Source organism: Mycobacterium sp. NGS61 (genome assembly GCF_059812325.1).
In genome coordinates, this window is record NZ_JCALCL010000013.1 from 1 (window position 1) to 15719 (window position 15719).

Sequence of the window (15719 nt, forward strand, 5' to 3'; positions counted from 1 at the left end):
TATGGCGTTGACCCGCGGCGCCCGGCTTCGCCGCGCTTGCGATCGCCGCGTCATCTATGGCGTCGACCCGCGGCGCCCGGCTTCGCCGCGCTTGCGATCGCCGCGTCATCTATGGCGTCGACCCGCGGCGCCCGGCTTCGCCGCGCTTGCGATCGCCGCTATCCTGACCGCGTGCCTGTTGCGACGCCCTACGAGGATCTGTTGCGCCTAGTCCTCGAGACCGGGACGGCCAAATCCGACCGCACCGGTACCGGGACCCGCAGCCTGTTCGGCCAGCAGCTGCGATACGACCTGTCGGCCGGGTTTCCGCTGCTCACCACCAAGAAGGTGCACTTCAAGTCGGTGGTGTATGAGTTGCTGTGGTTCCTACGCGGTGAGTCCAACATCGGCTGGCTGCACCAGCACGGCGTCACCATTTGGGACGAATGGGCAAGCGACACAGGAGAACTCGGCCCGATCTACGGTGTCCAGTGGCGGTCCTGGCCGACGCCGGATGGTGCGTACATCGACCAGATCAGTGCCGCGCTGGAGTTGCTGCGTACCGATCCGGACTCGCGGCGCATCATCGTCTCGGCCTGGAACGTCGGCGACATCCCGCAGATGGCGCTGCCGCCATGCCACGCGTTCTTCCAGTTCTATGTGGCCGACGGCCGGCTGAGCTGCCAGCTCTACCAGCGCAGCGCCGACCTGTTTCTCGGGGTGCCGTTCAACATCGCCAGCTACGCCCTGCTCACCCACATGATGGCCGCTCAGGCCGGACTGGCGGTCGGTGAGTTCGTCTGGACCGGTGGAGACTGCCACATCTACGACAATCACGTCGAACAGGTGGCGCTGCAGCTGCGTCGCGAACCTCGTCCCTATCCGAAACTTGTTCTGAAGCAACGGAATTCGATCTTCGATTACACCTATGACGACGTCGTCGTGGAGAACTACGACCCGCACCCCGCAATCAAAGCACCTGTAGCTGTATGACGGCCCTGGTCTGGGCGCAATCCACGTCCGGTGTGATCGGCCGCGGTGGCGACATCCCGTGGCGCCTGCCCGAGGACCTGGCCCGGTTCAAGCAGCTGACGATGGGGCACACGGTGGTGATGGGTCGGCATACCTGGGACTCGCTGCCCGCCCGGGTGCGGCCGTTGCCGGGGCGCCGCAACATCGTGCTGTCCCGCCAGGCCGGCTTCACCGCGGACGGTGCCCAAGTGATGGGATCGTTGGACCAGGCGTTGACCGCAGACGACACGTGGATAATTGGCGGCGGGCAGATCTATGCGCTGGCGTTGCCGCTGGCCACCCGGTGTGAAGTCACCGAGGTCGATATTGAACTGCCGCGCGACGACGAAGACGCGCTGGCCCCCCTGCTCGACGAGGCGTGGGTGGGTACAACGGGGGAATGGCTGGTCAGCCGCGAAGGACTGCGGTACCGGTTCCACAGCTATATACGGCCGTAACTGCCGGCCCGCCGCGTCTGACGTGGTCGCCACGGTAGGCCGGGAAGTGAAGAAGGGGGAATGCAAATGGTGACCGAACCCGTCAAGACATTCGCCCGCAGGTTCCGGGGCTACGACCCGGCCGCGGTCGATGCGCACATCGAGGCGCTGACCACCAGGCAGCAGCTGTTGCGCGACGACGTCGAGAGTCTCCGGACCCGGTTGACGGAATCCGGCGAGCAGGCGGCGGCGCTGCGCAACGAGGTCGACCTGCTCATCGAAACGTCGGATTCGCCGCACGCGGTGCAGCAGCGGATGGCGAAGATGCTGCGCCGTGCCGTCGACGAGGTGTCCCAGATGCAGGCCGAGGCGCAAGCCGAAGCCGACGCGCTCCTTGCCGAGGCTCGGGCCGAGGCTGAAGCGGAGCGGCGCAAGCACGAAGAGCTGGTGGCGGGCCTGGTCGCGCGGCAGCAGGAAATGGAAGCCGAGTACGCCGAGACCAAGCAGCGCCTCGAGGCCGAACTGGCCGCCATGCGCGCCGAGACGCGATCGGCCATCGACGACGCCTGGCAGGAAAGTCAACGCGAGCGCGACCAACTCCTGGCCGACACCAAACAGGAAGCCGATCATTACCGTGAGCAGGCCCGGCGCGCTGTGGTCGAGGCGGCCCGGCAGCGGATCAAGGTGCTGGAGCAGCTGATGGGCGTCTACCGCGACCTGGAATCGATTCCGGCTGCTCTGCAGGCGGCACACGACGCCGAGGTGGCATTCGGGGAACAGGGCAACTCGGCCGACACCAACGGCGCAGCAGGCCGGAAAGTCGCCGCGGGATAGCCGGCGGCAATACGGCCGTTGACTGCAACGAACCGGTAGTCTCGGCGCGGTGTCGGTCCGCATTCCCAGGCTGACCACCGCGCAGGCCAGGCGGATAGCCGTGGCGGCGCAGGGATTCGGCACACCGCGGCCCCAGGCTCCCATCACCCGTGCGCAGCTGCGGCGGCTGATTTCGCGGATCCAGGTGCTACAGCTGGATTCCGTGTCGGTGGCGGTGCGCGCGCATTACGCCCCGGTGTTCAGCCGGCTCGGACCTTATGACCGCGATGTGCTGGATCGCGCCGCGTGGGGGCCACGAAGCGCACGGCTGTTCGCCGAATACTGGGCGCACGAAGCTGCGCTGATGGCGGTGGACGATTGGCCGTTGATGCGCTGGCGGATGCGGCAATACCGGCACGGCCGGTGGGGGGTCCATATCGTCAAAGCCAACCCACAACTCGCCGACGACGTCCTGGCCGCTGTTGCCGAACTCGGGCCCAGCACCGCCGGTGAGATCGAAACGCATCTCGAAGCGGAACCCCGCGGCGCGCGGGGACCCTGGTGGGGGCGTAGCGACACCAAGTGGGTTGCCGAGGCGCTGTTCGCCGCCGGGGTGTTGACGACGGCCACCCGGGTCGGATTCGCACGGCACTACGACCTGGTGGAACGCGTGTTGCCGGCCGACGTGCTGGCCCGCAACGTCGACGACGACGAGGCCATCCGCGAACTCGTGCTGCGGGCGGCCACCGCGCTGGGGGTGGGTACCGAAGCCGACATCCGCGACTACTTCCGGCTGTCCGCGCAGCAGGTCAAACCGGCGGTAGCCGAGTTGGTCGCCCACGGTGAGATCGAGCCGGTGGAGGTTGACGGCTGGACGGCACCGGCATACCTACGGGCGCGTTCGGTGCCTCGCTACGACCGCGGCACCGCGTTGCTGTGCCCGTTCGACCCGCTGATCTTCTTCCGGCCGCGGGTGGAGCGGCTGTTCGGCTTTCACTACCGCATCGAGATCTACACGCCGGCGGCCAAACGGCAGTACGGCTACTACGTGTGGCCCTTGCTGTTGGACGGTCAATTGGTGGCGCGGGTGGACCTCAAGGCTGACCGCGGCGCCGATGCGCTGCGGGTGCTGGGTGCGTTTGGGGAGCCCGGGATCGATCGCCGGCGGGTAGCGGGGGCGCTGGCCGGGGAGCTGGCGTCGATGGCGAGGTGGTTGGGCTTGAGCGGGGTCTCGGTGGCCGATCGGGGTGATCTGGCGGCTGAACTGGAAACGGCCTGCGGGCAGTCGGGCTGATGAACAGGACCGACACGGTGAAACTGAGCGGTCAGCTGGAACTTTCGCAAGCCGAAGCGACGGCTACCCACATCGCGTCGACCGACGATGAGATCAGCCACCTGGGGTGGCCTATCGCTGGTGGCGCGGGACTGCCCCAGCTCTCGCCAACGGTATGTGTCTATCAACACATGCCGTTGTTTCTTCAGTCGGAGCCGTTGGCGGAGATCGAGACGGCCGGCCGTACGGCGGTACGCCGGTCGTCGAACAGGCTGTAGAAGCCGTCGACGAGAAGGTCGCGCGATTGACGAGGGAGTTGCTTGAGGCGTTCGGCGAATCGGCGTTGAGCTGACCACGCTGCCGACCAGGTCGAGCAACTCATCCCCGCGGTGGAGCAAAACCTGCCCAAACCGGCCGACGCCGGTACCGGTACCGCGGGTTAAGGTGAGCGCCGTGGCCCAGACCGCACCGCTCCGCGTGCAACTGATCGCCAAGACCGACTTCCTGGCGCCCCCGGACGTGCCCTGGACGACCGACGGCCCAGGCGGCTCGGCGCTGGTCGAGTTCGCCGGCCGGGCTTGCTATCAGAGCTGGTCCAAACCCAATCCGCGGACGGCGACCAACTCCGGCTACATCAAGCACATCATCGACGTCGGACATTTCTCGGTGCTCGAACACGCCAGTGTGTCGTTCTACATCACCGGGATCTCGCGGTCCTGCACCCATGAGCTGATCCGGCACCGGCATTTCTCCTACTCCCAGCTGTCCCAGCGCTACGTGCCCGAAACCGAGTCGCAGATCGTGGTCCCGCCCGGGATGGAGGACGACCCCGAACTGCGGGAGATCCTGCTCGCGGCAGCCGACGCCAGCCGCGCCACCTACACCGAGCTGCTGGCCAAGCTGGAAGCCAAGTTCGCCGATCAACCCAACGCCGTGCTGCGGCGCAAGCAGGCCCGCCAGGCTGCCCGTGCGGTACTGCCGAACGCCACCGAGACGCGCATCGTGGTGACTGGTAACTATCGGGCCTGGCGGCACTTCATCGCCATGCGGGCCAGCGAACACGCCGACGTGGAGATCCGCCGACTGGCCATCGCGTGCCTGCGTCAACTCGCCGACGTCGCGCCCGCGGTGTTCGCCGACTTCGAGGTGACCAGCCTGGCGGACGGCTCCGAAGTTGCGACCAGTCCTTTCGCGACCGAAGCCTGAGCCCGCGCAGCGGGGGAAGGCGCAGGTCGCCATCGGACCGGGTGACCGAAGCCTGAGTCCGCGCAGCGGGGGAAGGCGCAGGTCGCCATCGGACTGGGCGACCGAAGCCTGAGTCCGCGCAGCGGGGGAAGGCGCAGGTCGCCATCGGACCGGGTGACTGAAGCCTGAGTCCGCGCAGCGGGGGAAGGCGCAGGTCGCCATCGGACCGGGTGACCGAAGCCCGAGTCCGCGGCAATGCCAAACGGCTTGCCGTAGCCAGGTAATCTGGGGAACCGTGAGCACCGTCGGATTTGACGCCCCGGCACGTCTGGGGACCCTGCTGACCGCGATGGTGACACCGTTTGACGCCGAGGGCGCGCTGGACACCAAGGCTGCGGCCCGGGTGGCAACCCACCTGGTTGATCAGGGCTGTGACGGTCTGGTGGTCTCAGGCACCACCGGCGAGTCGCCGACCACCACTGACGACGAGAAGCGTGAGCTGCTGCGAGTGGTTCTGGACGCGGTGGGCGACCGGGCACGGATCGTGGCCGGCGCGGGCACCTATGACACCGCGCACAGCATCAAGCTGGCCAAAGCCGCGGCGGCCGAAGGTGCGCACGGACTGCTGGTGGTCACCCCGTATTACTCCAGGCCGCCGCAGAGCGGGCTCAAGGCGCATTTCACCGCCGTCGCGGACGCGACCGACCTGCCGATCGTGCTCTACGACATTCCGCCGCGCTCAATCGTGCCGATCGACCCCGATACATTGCGGGCGCTGGCGTCGCACCCGAACATCGTCGGGGTCAAGGACGCCAAGGCCGACCTGCACAGCGGGGGACAGGTCATCGCCGAGACCGGGTTGGCTTACTACTCCGGGGACGACGCCCTCAATCTGCCCTGGCTGGCCGTGGGCGCGACGGGTTTCATCAGCGTGATCTCGCATCTGGCCGCTGGTCAACTCCGAGAGTTGTTGTCCGCGTTTAACTCTGGAGATCTCGCCACCGCCCGCAAAATCAACGTCTCGGTCGCACCCCTGTGCAACGCGATGGCCCGGCTGGGTGGGGTGACGTTGTCCAAAGCGGGTCTGCGTCTGCAGGGCATCGACGCCGGTGACCCCCGGTTGCCGCAGGTCGCCGCCACCCCGGAACAACTCGACGCACTCGCCGCCGATATGCGTGCGGCATCCGTGCTCCGGTGAGCCGCGCGTGAACTCCGAACTCGCTCCACCCGGTCCGCTGACCGCGGGCGGACTGCGGGTCACCGCGCTCGGCGGGATCAGCGAAATCGGCCGCAACATGACGGTTTTCGAGCATTTGGGTCGACTGCTGATCATCGACTGCGGGGTCATGTTCCCCACCCATGATGAGCCGGGTGTCGACCTGATCCTGCCCGATCTGCGTCACATCGAAGACCGCCTGGACGACATCGAGGCGTTGGTGCTCACCCACGCCCACGAGGACCACATCGGGGCGATTCCGTTCCTACTCAAGCTGCGCCCGGACATCCCGGTCGTCGGCTCCAGGTTCACCCTGGCGCTGGTGTCTGCCAAGTGCCGCGAGCACCGCATCAAACCGGTGTTCGTCGAGGTCAAAGAGGGCCAGAGCAGCCGGCACGGCGTGTTCGAGTGCGAATACTTCGCCGTCAACCACTCCATTCCCGACGCGCTGGCCATCGCCGTGTACACCGGTGCGGGCGCCGTGCTGCACACCGGTGACATCAAGCTCGACCAGTTGCCGCTCGACGGCCGCCCGACCGACCTGCCCGGTATGTCGCGACTGGGCGACGCCGGTGTGGATCTGTTCCTGTGCGATTCCACCAACGCCGAGCACCCCGGGGTCGGGCCGTCGGAAAGCGAAATCGGCCCCACCCTGCACCGGTTGATCCGCGGTGCAGACGGCCGGGTCATCGTGGCGTGTTTCGCCTCCAACGTTGACCGGGTGCAGCAGATCATCGATGCCGCAGTGGCATTGGGCCGCCGGGTGTCGTTCGTCGGCCGGTCCATGGTGCGTAACATGGCGATCGCGCGCGATCTCGGGTTCTTGAACGTCGCGGATTCCGACCTGGTCGACATCGCGGCAGCCGAGATGCTGCCGCCCGACCAGGTGGTGTTGGTCACCACCGGCACCCAGGGCGAGCCGATGGCGGCGCTGTCGCGGATGTCGCGCGGCGAGCACCGGAGCATCACGCTGACGGCGGGCGACCTCATCGTGCTGTCGTCCTCACTGATCCCGGGCAACGAGGAGGCGGTGTTCGGCGTCATCGACGCGCTGGCCAAGATCGGCGCCCGGGTTGTCACCAATGCTCAAGCGCGCGTGCATGTTTCGGGTCACGCCTACGCCGGGGAGTTGCTGTTCCTCTACAACGGGGTACGTCCGCGCCACGTCATGCCGGTGCACGGAACCTGGCGGCACCTGCGGGCCAACGCCAAGCTGGCCGCCAGCACCGGGGTGCCCGAGGAGTCGATTCTGGTGGCCGAGAACGGCGTCAGTGTCGACCTGGTGGCCGGCAAGGCCAGGATCGCGGGCGCGGTGCCGGTCGGGAAGATGTTCGTCGACGGCTTGATCACCGGCGACGTCGGTGACATCACGCTGGGCGAGCGGCTGATCTTGGCCCAGGGTTTCGTCGCGGTGACCGTCGTCGTCAAGCGCGGCACCGCGGTACCGGTGTTGCCGCCGCACCTGCAATCGCGCGGTTTCTCCGAAGATCCGAAGGCGCTGGAACCCGTGGTGCGCAAGGTCGAAGCTGAACTGGAAGCGTTGGCCGCCAACAACGTCGTCGACCCGATCCGGATCGCCCAGGGGGTGCGCCGCACCGTCGGCAAATGGGTGGGCGAGACCTACCGCCGCCAACCGATGATCGTGCCGACGGTCATCGAAGTCTGACGCTCGGGCCCACGCTCGGCGAGCAGGGGCGGAGGTCTGTCCGCTACATTTTCTCGGCGTATGCCGACCATTCGACCTGCGAGGTGTTCAGCTTGCGCCCGGTGGGCGCGACATAGCGCTGCATGAGTTCGTCGGGTCCGAGTTGCTCCCTGAGTCGCCAGCCGTACTCGGCCAGGAACGGCGCCACTTCCTCTGGTTCAAGACCGAAGTGCCACAATGGCTTTCGCCCGCGGACCGAGCGGTACAAGGTCCGGGTGCCGTATCGGTCGGTGCCGTCGATGAAGTCGCGACGGACATAGGTGAACACCAGGCGACTGCCCGGCGCCGTCGGCCGCAGGCCCTTCAGTGTGGTGCGCACCGCGTCCTCGGTGAGGTACTGGGTGACGCCTTCCCAAACGAAGAACACCCGGTAGTCGGGCAGGTAGCCGTGCTCGGCCAGCGCGGTCAGCAGATCGTCGCGTTCGAAGTTCAACGCCACCAACCGAACTGAGAGCGGCAGCTCGCCCAGCACCCGTCGTACCGTCTTGGCTTTGCGGGCGATGTTGACCGGCAGGTCCACCTCGAAGAAGAGTTTGCGAGTCTGCCGGTTCAGTCGGTAGGCACGAGTGTCCAAGCCCGCGCCGAGCACCACCACGGCGTCGATCTGGTCGCGCACCTCGTCCAGCTTCTCGTCGATGAATCGTTTGCGGCAGGCCAGATTGGCCCACAGGCCGCGACCGGTCCGTTCTGACGTGCGGATCAGCGCGCGACGGACGGCAGGCCACCGGGTGGTGGCGACGAGCAATCGCATCGGTATCGGTAAGAAGAGTTCGGCGAGGTCGTCGTCCACCAACCTGCGGTCGGCAGGCTCGTTCTGCTCGACAGCCGTCAGCACCATGGGGCCAAAGGCAGTGCGTGCAGCGGAGTTTCGGGACATGTGCCTACCTCTTATTGACGCAGCCCGCATCCACCGGCATGGCAATGCCGGTGATGTAGCGAGCCTGGTCAGATACCAGCCACGCCACGGCGTTGGCGATGTCTTCGGGCTGCATGATCTGCACGGGAAGCGCATTGCCGGCGCCCGCAGCAAATCCGGACGAAGCCATATCCGCCAGCCACTTCAGGGTGAACTCGTTGTTGATCATCGGCGTTTCTACCCCGCTCGGATGGATCGAATTCACTCGAATATTGTGCGGGGCAAGCAGATTGGCATACACCCGCATCAAACCGACCAGCCCGTGTTTGGCGGCCGCGTAGCCGATCGCGCCGGCGTCGGCGCTGGCCACGCCGATCAGACCCGCCGACGAACTGATCAACACGATCGACCCGCCGTCTTCCCGCATTTTCAGCGCCGGTATCGCGACCTCGATCGTGTAGTACACGCCGGTCAGGTTGACGTCGATGACGTCGCGCCACCCGTCGTCGCCGGACTGCATCGGGGCGATACCGGCGTTGGCGACGACGATGTCGAGCCGGCCGAAGCGGTCGATGCCGGCCTGCAATGCGGCCTGCAGCGCGGCTCGGTCCCGGACATCGGCCTGCTGTGCCACGATTCCGGCGCCGGTGTCTTCGACCAACTGGGCAGTGGTCGCCAATTCTTCGGCGGAACCCAGCGGATAGCGGACGCTGTCGATCTGATCGCACAGGTCGACAGCGATGATGTCTGCGCCGTCAGCGGCCAGTCGCACCGCATGGGCGCGGCCCTGGCCACGTGCGGCGCCGGTGATGAAGGCAACTCGGCCCTCCAGCGGGCGGGGCATCAGGCGCGGATTTGCCCTTTATCGGGGTCGCCGGCCGGAACGGGCTGCAACATCTTGATGTCGGGCGCTCCGGCCAGGTGCTCGCCCGCGGCGCTGAACATCTTGCCGATGGCGGGTGACGTGCTGTGCGTCTTGAGGGCTTCCTCATCGGCCCACTGCTCCACGAACACGAAGGTCTCGCCAGTCTGGTGCAGCGAGTACAACTGGCAGCCGGGTTCGTCGTGCACCTCGCCGACCGCGGTGGTGAGGATCTCGCGGACGGTGTCGACCGATTCGGGCTTGACGGTGAGGGTGGCGACGACGACGACGGGCATGCTTGGGGACTCCTGACGACTCTGGCGGGATGTGACGGGTGCAACTCGGCGACCGATTGTCACCCTACTCAGCCCGCCTGGTCACGAAACGGGGCACAGCTGCAGGGCAGCCAGAGATGCTTTTGTTACTAGTGTGGCGGTTGGTGCAGATGAGACTTTTGCGACTAGGCTTGCGGGCATGGCTAGTAAGACCGCGGCCCGCTCCGGAGCCCGAACGACCAGGTCAAAGGCGGCTTCCGGGGCTGGTGCGCGAAACGCCCGGTCGGGCGCACCGTCCCAAGCGCCCAGGAAGCGTCCGAACAAGCCGGTCAAGCGGGCGACCAGGCCGGCGCGGCGCCGTAACCGGCCGCTGCTGGTCTCGGCGGGGCTCACTTGCGGCCGGGCGGCACGCGCGTCCTGGATGATGGCCGCCAGGGGCACCGGGAGCGCGGCGCGTTCGATCGGCCAAGCGCGCCATATCGAGCCCGGACATCGTCGCGACGGCATCGCGCTCGCGCTGTTCGCGGTCGCCGTAATCGTCGCCGCCAGTTCGTGGTTCGGCGCCGCCCGGCCGGTTGGCGCGTGGGTGGACGCGGGGCTGCGGATGTTCATCGGTTCGGCGGTGCTGCTCCTGCCGCTGGTCGCCGCCGCCGTGGCGATCGTGCTGATGCGCACGGCGCCCGACCCCGATGCGCGGCCCCGCCTCATTCTCGGCTCGAGCATGATCACCCTGTCGTTCCTGGGATTGCGACACCTGTGGTCAGGATCGCCCGAGCTTCCCGAGATGCGCAGGCGGGCAGCGGGATTCGTCGGGTTCGCCATCGGTGGCCCGCTCTCCGATGGCCTGACGCCGTGGATCGCGGCGCCGCTGCTGTTCATCGGTGCCCTGTTCGGACTGTTGCTGCTGACCGGCATCACCATGCGTGAAGTACCCGATGCGCTCCGAAACATGTTCGGTACCCGGCTGTTTCACCGCGACTACGACGAGTACGACGACGAGGACGACCAGGACTTCGCCGGGGACGACGCCGACACCGAGGAAGTCACACCGGCCGAGGACTTCTCCGACGGCTATTACGACCAGTCGATCGATGACGTGCCGAGGGCGTGGCCGTCAGCCAAGGAACCGGTACCGGCCGAGCCGGTCGCCGACGACACGCCGACCGTTCCGGAACCCCGCCGGAAAAGTGCCAAGGCCGCGAAACGCGACACCGAGGTACTGGACCGGGTTGTCGAGGGCCCCTACACCCTGCCGTCGCTCGAGCTGCTCGTGGCCGGCGACCCGCCGAAAAAACGCAGTGCCGCCAACACGCACATGTCCGACGCCATCGGGGACGTGCTGACCCAGTTCAAGGTCGACGCAGCCGTCACCGGCTGCACCCGCGGTCCCACCGTCACCCGCTACGAGGTCGAACTGGGCCCCGGGGTCAAGGTGGAGAAGATCACCGCACTGCAGAAGAACATCGCCTACGCGGTGGCCACCGAAAGCGTCCGCATGCTGGCCCCGATCCCCGGCAAGTCCGCGGTCGGCATCGAGGTGCCCAACACCGACCGCGAAATGGTGCGCCTGTCCGACGTCCTGACCGCACCGTCGACCCGGCGTGACCACCACCCGCTGGTGATCGGGCTGGGCAAGGACATCGAAGGTGACTTCATCTCGGCCAACCTGGCCAAGATGCCGCACCTGCTGGTCGCCGGGTCCACCGGATCGGGCAAGTCCAGCTTCGTCAACTCGATGTTGGTCTCGCTGCTGACCCGGGCCACCCCGGAAGAAGTCAGGATGATCCTGATCGACCCGAAGATGGTGGAGCTGACGCCCTACGAAGGCATTCCGCACCTGATCACCCCGATCATCACCCAGCCGAAGAAGGCGGCGGCGGCGTTGGCGTGGCTGGTCGAGGAGATGGAGCAGCGCTACCAGGACATGCAGGCGTCCCGGGTGCGCCACATCGACGACTTCAACGCCAAGGTGCGTTCCGGTGCGATCACCACCCCACTGGGCAGCCAGCGGGAGTACCGGCCCTACCCCTACGTGCTGGCGATCGTCGACGAGCTGGCCGACCTGATGATGACCGCACCACGCGACGTGGAGGACGCGATCGTGCGGATCACCCAGAAGGCGCGCGCGGCCGGCATCCACCTGGTGCTGGCCACCCAGCGCCCGTCCGTCGACGTCGTCACGGGGCTGATCAAGACCAACGTGCCGTCGCGGCTGGCGTTCGCCACCTCCTCACTGACCGACAGCCGGGTGATCCTGGACCAGGCCGGCGCCGAGAAACTCATCGGCATGGGCGACGGGTTGTTCCTGCCCATGGGTGCGAGCAAACCGGTGCGCCTGCAGGGCGCCTACATCAGCGACGAAGAGATCCAAGCCGTCGTCGCAGCCTGCAAGGACCAGGCCGAACCCGAATACACCGAGGGCGTTACCGCCGCCAAGTCCACCGGCGAACGCACCGACGTGGACCCCGACATCGGCGACGACATGGACGTGTTCCTGCAGGCCGTGGAGCTGGTGGTATCCAGCCAGTTCGGCTCGACGTCCATGCTGCAGCGCAAGCTGCGGGTCGGCTTCGCCAAGGCCGGCCGGCTGATGGACCTGATGGAGACCCGCGGCATCGTCGGGCCGTCCGAGGGGTCCAAGGCGCGCGAGGTGCTGGTCAAGCCCGACGAGCTGGCCGGCACGCTGGCCTTGATCCGGGGCGGCAGCAACGCCGACGGATCCGAATAGGCCGCTCGCGCGCCTACAAGACCAGCAGCATGCGGGAGTTCCCCAGCGTGTTGGGTTTGACGTAGCTCAGGTCGAGGAACTCGGCGACACCGATGTCATAAGAGCGGCACATCTCCTCGAATACCTCGGCGGTGACCGGAGTGCCCTCGATCTCGGTAAATCCGTGCCGGCTGAAGAATTCGGTCTCGAAGGTCAGCACGAAGAGTCGCCGCAACTCCAGCTCGCGCGCGACTTCCAGAAGCTGCGCGACGATCGCGTGCCCGATGCCGTGGCCGGTCAGCGCGGGATCGACCGCCACGGTCCGGATTTCGCCGAGGTCGGACCACAGCACATGCAATGCTCCGCAGCCCACGACCTTGCCGGAACCGTCAGGGTGTTCGGCGACCCAGAATTCCTGGACGGCCTCATAGAGCGTGACGAGATTCTTTTCCAGCAGGATGCGTCCGGAATAAGTGTCGACGAGTTGTTTGATCGCGGGCACATCGGACGTGCGCGCGCGCCGCACCACCGGCCCAGAATCCGGTCGACTTTCGTTCACGCCGCCACAGTATCGACGTCGAGGTTCGCTTGAGCTGGTCAACAGCTATTCTGTTGCCGTGTCGGGGCAGCCGGAAACCGGTGAGATAGCTGGTCCTGCCAGCATTGCCAACCTGGCCAATGTGCTCACGCTGCTCCGCCTGGTATTGGTCCCGATCTTCTTGTACGCCTTGTTCTACGGCGACGGTCACCACACCTACGCGCGGATCGTCGCGTGGGCGATTTTCGCCGTCGCCTGCATCACCGATCGGTTTGACGGCCAGCTGGCCCGCAATTACGGGATGGCGACGGAATTCGGCGCCTTCATCGATCCGATCGCGGACAAGACCCTGATCGGCGCGGCGCTGATCGGTCTGTCGATGCTGGGCGAGCTGCCATGGTGGATCACCGTGCTGATCATGAGCCGTGAAATCGCGATCACCGTGTTGCGGCTGGCCGTCATCCGGCGTGGGGTCATTCCCGCCAGCTGGGGCGGCAAGGTGAAAACACTGGTCCAAGCGGTGGCGATCGGATTGTTCGTCCTGCCGTTGTCAGGTTTCCTGCACACGGCGGCGCAGGTGGTGATGGGACTGGCGATCCTGTTGACGGTGGTGACCGGCATCGACTACGTGGCTTCGACGGTCCGCGAAATCCGGCACACCAAACCCGCAGCCTAGATTTCAGCGCGTCGCCGGGAACCATCGCCGCCCGCAGCTGCGTTGACCTGAAGTCCCATGTTTTTTGGGGGATCCGGCGGATGAAGGAGAGCGCAATGGCGGCACTGGTGCGCGAGGTCATTGGCGACGTGCTGCGGGGAGCCCGGACGGCACAGGGCCGCACGCTGCGCGAGGTGTCCGATTCGGCGCGGGTCAGCCTCGGGTATCTCTCCGAAGTCGAACGCGGCCGCAAAGAGCCGTCCAGCGAACTGCTGACCGCGATCTGTGAAGCGCTGCAGGTCCCGCTGTCGCAAGTCCTCATCGACGCCGGCGAGCGGCTGGCTGGTGAGGACCGTGCCGCCCGCAGCGCGATTCCGGGCATCGACGCCGGCACCAAGGTGGTCATTCCGCCGGTTGCCCGGCTGGCCGTGGCCTGAGTGCTGCAGCGGCACTGAGGGTGGGGCTGAGCGCGCTCACCTACTAAGTTGAGCGGCAAGGGTAGCGTTGCGGCCCAACCGGCACACAAGAAGCGAAGGCGGAGCTCACCGATGGCCAATCCGTTCGTCAAAGCGTGGAAATACGTCATGGCGTTGTTCAACTCCAAGATCGACGAGCACGCCGACCCCAAGGTGCAGATTCAGCAGGCCATCGAGGAGGCCCAGCGCACCCACCAGGCGCTGACCCAGCAGGCCGCGCAGGTGATCGGCAATCAGCGCCAGCTGGAGATGCGGTTGAACCGGCAGCTGGCGGACATCGAGAAGCTGCAGGTCAACGTGCGTCAGGCGCTGACCCTGGCGGACCAGGCCGTCGCCAGCGGAGATGCCGCCAAGGCGACCGAGTACAACAACGCGGCAGAGGCGTTCGCTGCCCAGCTGGTCACCGCCGAGCAGAGCGTCGAGGACCTCAAGACCCTGCACGACCAAGCCCTGCAGGCGGCCGGACAGGCCAAGAAGGCCGTCGAACGCAACGCGATGGTGCTGCAGCAGAAGATCGCCGAACGCACCAAGCTGCTCAGCCAGCTCGAGCAGGCCAAGATGCAGGAGCAGGTGAGCGCGTCGCTGCGCTCGATGAGCGATCTCGCCGCGCCGGGCAACACCCCGAGCCTCGACGAGGTCCGCGACAAGATCGAGCGGCGCTACGCCAACGCGGTCGGTTCGGCCGAACTGGCGCAGAGCTCGGTGCAGGGCCGGATGCTCGAGGTCGAGCAGGCGGGCGTCCAGATGGCCGGGCATTCCCGGCTGGAGCAGATCCGCGCCTCGATGCGCGGCGATGCGCTGCCGGCCGGCGGCGCGGCCGCGCCGGGGATCAACACCACCAAGCCGGTGACCGAGACCGGCGGCGCGGTTCCCGAGAAACCCTTCGGCCAGTAGGAGAGTGGACTGATGGTGGCGAGGTCGAATCAGCGCGGGTTGTGGCGGGGATTGCTGCAGCGTGGATTCGACACCCTCGCCGACGCGACCGACCTGCTGGCCAGAAAGGTCACCGCCATCTCCGACCCCCGCGCGCGCCAGCTGCGGCGGCGTCGACGCGCGCTGCGCTGGGCCTGGATCTTCACCGCCGGAGTGGCGTTCTGGGGGCTGGTGACCGCGGTGCTGGCGGCGTGGGGCTGGTTTGCGCTGCTGCTGCAGATCACCGGCGCCGTGGCGGTGCTGATGGTGATTCCGGCGACGCTGCTGTTCTTCCGCTACCGATGGTTGAAAGCCGAGCCCCTTCCCGCGCAGCGACCGGCCGGCGTGCGACGACTGCCGCCGTCCGGTTCGGCGGCGCGCCCGGCGATGTATGCGCTGGGTGCCTCCGAACGGGGATTCTTCTCGCTGCTCGGGGTGATCGAGCGCGGCGCAATGCTGCCGGCCGAGGAAATCGGGGACCTGACCGACGCGGCGAAACGTAGCTCGGCGGCAATGGCGGCCACCGCGGCCGAGGTGGTGTCGATGGAACGCGCCGCGCATTCGTCGGCGTCCTCGCGCTCATACCTGGTGCCGACCATCAACGCCTATACCGCACAGCTGGGCGCCGGTGTCCGCCAATACAACGAGATGGTGACCGCGGCGGCGCATCTGGTCTCGTCGGCCAACGGCGACAACGGCGGCGGCGTGGTGATGCTCACCCAGCAGCGATACCGCGACGAGCTCGTCGGCGCCACCGACCGGTTACTCGGGTGGGCGCAGGCTTTCGACGAACTCGGCGGTCTCAGAAAGGCCCAGTAG

General features: G+C 67.0%; 17 protein-coding genes. 12 read left to right on the forward strand and 5 right to left on the reverse strand.

Features of this window, described 5'->3' with window-relative positions:
* The first annotated feature begins 171 nt into the window (after positions 1 to 171).
* The 4 genes from AC5Y3Z_RS21860 to AC5Y3Z_RS21875 all read left to right on the forward strand — a co-directional run bounded on the left by AC5Y3Z_RS21860 (position 172) and on the right by AC5Y3Z_RS21875 (position 3534).
* Complete coding sequence (locus AC5Y3Z_RS21860) at positions 172 to 972, forward strand: thymidylate synthase (protein ID WP_463826936.1); 801 nt, start codon at positions 172 to 174, stop codon at positions 970 to 972.
* Complete coding sequence (locus AC5Y3Z_RS21865; RefSeq protein ID WP_463826935.1) at positions 969 to 1448, forward strand: dihydrofolate reductase; 480 nt, start codon at positions 969 to 971, stop codon at positions 1446 to 1448. Before AC5Y3Z_RS21860 ends, AC5Y3Z_RS21865 begins: the two co-directional genes overlap by 4 nt.
* A 66-nt stretch (positions 1449 to 1514) precedes the next feature.
* Positions 1515 to 2261, forward strand: a complete 747-nt coding sequence (locus AC5Y3Z_RS21870) for an ATP synthase subunit B family protein (RefSeq protein WP_473140078.1) — start codon at positions 1515 to 1517, stop codon at positions 2259 to 2261.
* Positions 2262 to 2322: 61 nt separating this feature from the next.
* Positions 2323 to 3534, forward strand: coding sequence for a winged helix-turn-helix domain-containing protein (locus AC5Y3Z_RS21875; protein WP_473140089.1), 1212 nt, complete (start codon positions 2323 to 2325; stop codon positions 3532 to 3534).
* Positions 3535 to 3718: 184 nt separating this feature from the next.
* Here AC5Y3Z_RS21875 and AC5Y3Z_RS21880 read toward each other — a convergent pair whose 3' ends face one another.
* A complete protein-coding gene (locus AC5Y3Z_RS21880) occupies positions 3719 to 3895 on the reverse strand; it encodes a hypothetical protein (protein WP_473140077.1) in 177 nt (58 codons plus the stop codon).
* A gap of 71 nt (positions 3896 to 3966) precedes the next feature.
* Here AC5Y3Z_RS21880 and thyX point away from each other — a divergent pair, with 71 nt between their 5' ends.
* From thyX to AC5Y3Z_RS21895, 3 genes are all read left to right on the forward strand, one after another.
* Positions 3967 to 4719, forward strand: coding sequence for an FAD-dependent thymidylate synthase (thyX, locus tag AC5Y3Z_RS21885; RefSeq protein WP_473140076.1), 753 nt, complete (start codon positions 3967 to 3969; stop codon positions 4717 to 4719).
* A gap of 274 nt (positions 4720 to 4993) precedes the next feature.
* Complete coding sequence (dapA, locus tag AC5Y3Z_RS21890; protein WP_473140075.1) at positions 4994 to 5896, forward strand: 4-hydroxy-tetrahydrodipicolinate synthase; 903 nt, start codon at positions 4994 to 4996, stop codon at positions 5894 to 5896.
* A gap of 7 nt (positions 5897 to 5903) precedes the next feature.
* Complete coding sequence (locus AC5Y3Z_RS21895) at positions 5904 to 7580, forward strand: ribonuclease J (RefSeq protein WP_473140074.1); 1677 nt, start codon at positions 5904 to 5906, stop codon at positions 7578 to 7580.
* 43 nt (positions 7581 to 7623) lie between these two features.
* Here the strand turns inward: AC5Y3Z_RS21895 and AC5Y3Z_RS21900 are convergent, their stop codons facing one another.
* Genes AC5Y3Z_RS21900 through AC5Y3Z_RS21910 form a run of 3 tightly spaced genes read right to left on the reverse strand, consistent with a single transcriptional unit; the run spans position 7624 to position 9633 of the window.
* Positions 7624 to 8496 carry an SAM-dependent methyltransferase gene (locus AC5Y3Z_RS21900; RefSeq protein WP_473140073.1) on the reverse strand — a complete coding sequence of 291 codons (873 nt, stop codon included), beginning with the start codon at positions 8494 to 8496 and terminating at the stop codon, positions 7624 to 7626.
* Between the two features lie 4 nt (positions 8497 to 8500).
* Positions 8501 to 9322 (reverse strand): mycofactocin-coupled SDR family oxidoreductase, encoded by an 822-nt coding sequence (locus AC5Y3Z_RS21905; protein WP_473140088.1) that lies wholly within the window; start codon positions 9320 to 9322, stop codon positions 8501 to 8503.
* The gene (locus tag AC5Y3Z_RS21910) at positions 9319 to 9633 is read right to left on the reverse strand and encodes a putative quinol monooxygenase (protein ID WP_463826928.1); all 315 of its coding nucleotides are present in this window, start codon (positions 9631 to 9633) and stop codon (positions 9319 to 9321) included. The genes AC5Y3Z_RS21905 and AC5Y3Z_RS21910 overlap by 4 nt, the downstream gene beginning before the upstream one ends.
* Before the next feature lie 178 nt (positions 9634 to 9811).
* On the opposite strand from AC5Y3Z_RS21910, the gene AC5Y3Z_RS21915 reads away from it, so the two are divergent.
* On the forward strand, positions 9812 to 12340 hold the full coding sequence (locus AC5Y3Z_RS21915; RefSeq protein ID WP_473140072.1) for an FtsK/SpoIIIE family DNA translocase: 2529 nt from the start codon (positions 9812 to 9814) through the stop codon (positions 12338 to 12340).
* Positions 12341 to 12353: 13 nt separating this feature from the next.
* Here the strand turns inward: AC5Y3Z_RS21915 and AC5Y3Z_RS21920 are convergent, their stop codons facing one another.
* Complete coding sequence (locus AC5Y3Z_RS21920; RefSeq protein WP_463826926.1) at positions 12354 to 12878, reverse strand: amino-acid N-acetyltransferase; 525 nt, start codon at positions 12876 to 12878, stop codon at positions 12354 to 12356.
* A gap of 58 nt (positions 12879 to 12936) precedes the next feature.
* On the opposite strand from AC5Y3Z_RS21920, the gene pgsA reads away from it, so the two are divergent.
* The 4 genes from pgsA (at position 12937) to pspM (ending at position 15719) form a co-directional block, all read left to right on the forward strand.
* Complete coding sequence (gene pgsA / locus AC5Y3Z_RS21925) at positions 12937 to 13533, forward strand: CDP-diacylglycerol--glycerol-3-phosphate 3-phosphatidyltransferase (protein ID WP_463826925.1); 597 nt, start codon at positions 12937 to 12939, stop codon at positions 13531 to 13533.
* 95 nt (positions 13534 to 13628) lie between these two features.
* Complete coding sequence (gene clgR, locus AC5Y3Z_RS21930; protein WP_463827168.1) at positions 13629 to 13949, forward strand: transcriptional regulator ClgR; 321 nt, start codon at positions 13629 to 13631, stop codon at positions 13947 to 13949.
* Positions 13950 to 14060: 111 nt separating this feature from the next.
* Positions 14061 to 14882, forward strand: a complete 822-nt coding sequence (gene pspA / locus AC5Y3Z_RS21935) for a phage shock protein PspA (protein WP_463826924.1) — start codon at positions 14061 to 14063, stop codon at positions 14880 to 14882.
* 12 nt (positions 14883 to 14894) lie between these two features.
* Positions 14895 to 15719: a phage shock envelope stress response protein PspM gene (gene pspM / locus AC5Y3Z_RS21940; protein ID WP_463826923.1), complete on the forward strand. Its 825-nt coding sequence runs from the start codon at positions 14895 to 14897 to the stop codon at positions 15717 to 15719.

Bases quoted from the DNA above. Each gene is read 5' to 3' on its own strand.
- AC5Y3Z_RS21865 (WP_463826935.1), top strand. From the start codon at position 969: ATGACGGCCCTGGTCTGGGCGCAATCCACGTCCGGTGTGATCGGCCGC.
- AC5Y3Z_RS21870 (WP_473140078.1), top strand. From the start codon at position 1,515: ATGGTGACCGAACCCGTCAAGACATTCGCCCGCAGGTTCCGGGGCTAC.
- AC5Y3Z_RS21880 (WP_473140077.1), bottom strand. From the start codon at position 3,895: ATGAGTTGCTCGACCTGGTCGGCAGCGTGGTCAGCTCAACGCCGATTC.
- AC5Y3Z_RS21900 (WP_473140073.1), bottom strand. From the start codon at position 8,496: ATGTCCCGAAACTCCGCTGCACGCACTGCCTTTGGCCCCATGGTGCTG.
- AC5Y3Z_RS21910 (WP_463826928.1), bottom strand. From the start codon at position 9,633: ATGCCCGTCGTCGTCGTCGCCACCCTCACCGTCAAGCCCGAATCGGTC.
- AC5Y3Z_RS21915 (WP_473140072.1), top strand. From the start codon at position 9,812: ATGGCTAGTAAGACCGCGGCCCGCTCCGGAGCCCGAACGACCAGGTCA.
- clgR (WP_463827168.1), top strand. From the start codon at position 13,629: ATGGCGGCACTGGTGCGCGAGGTCATTGGCGACGTGCTGCGGGGAGCC.
- pspA (WP_463826924.1), top strand. From the start codon at position 14,061: ATGGCCAATCCGTTCGTCAAAGCGTGGAAATACGTCATGGCGTTGTTC.
- pspM (WP_463826923.1), top strand. From the start codon at position 14,895: ATGGTGGCGAGGTCGAATCAGCGCGGGTTGTGGCGGGGATTGCTGCAG.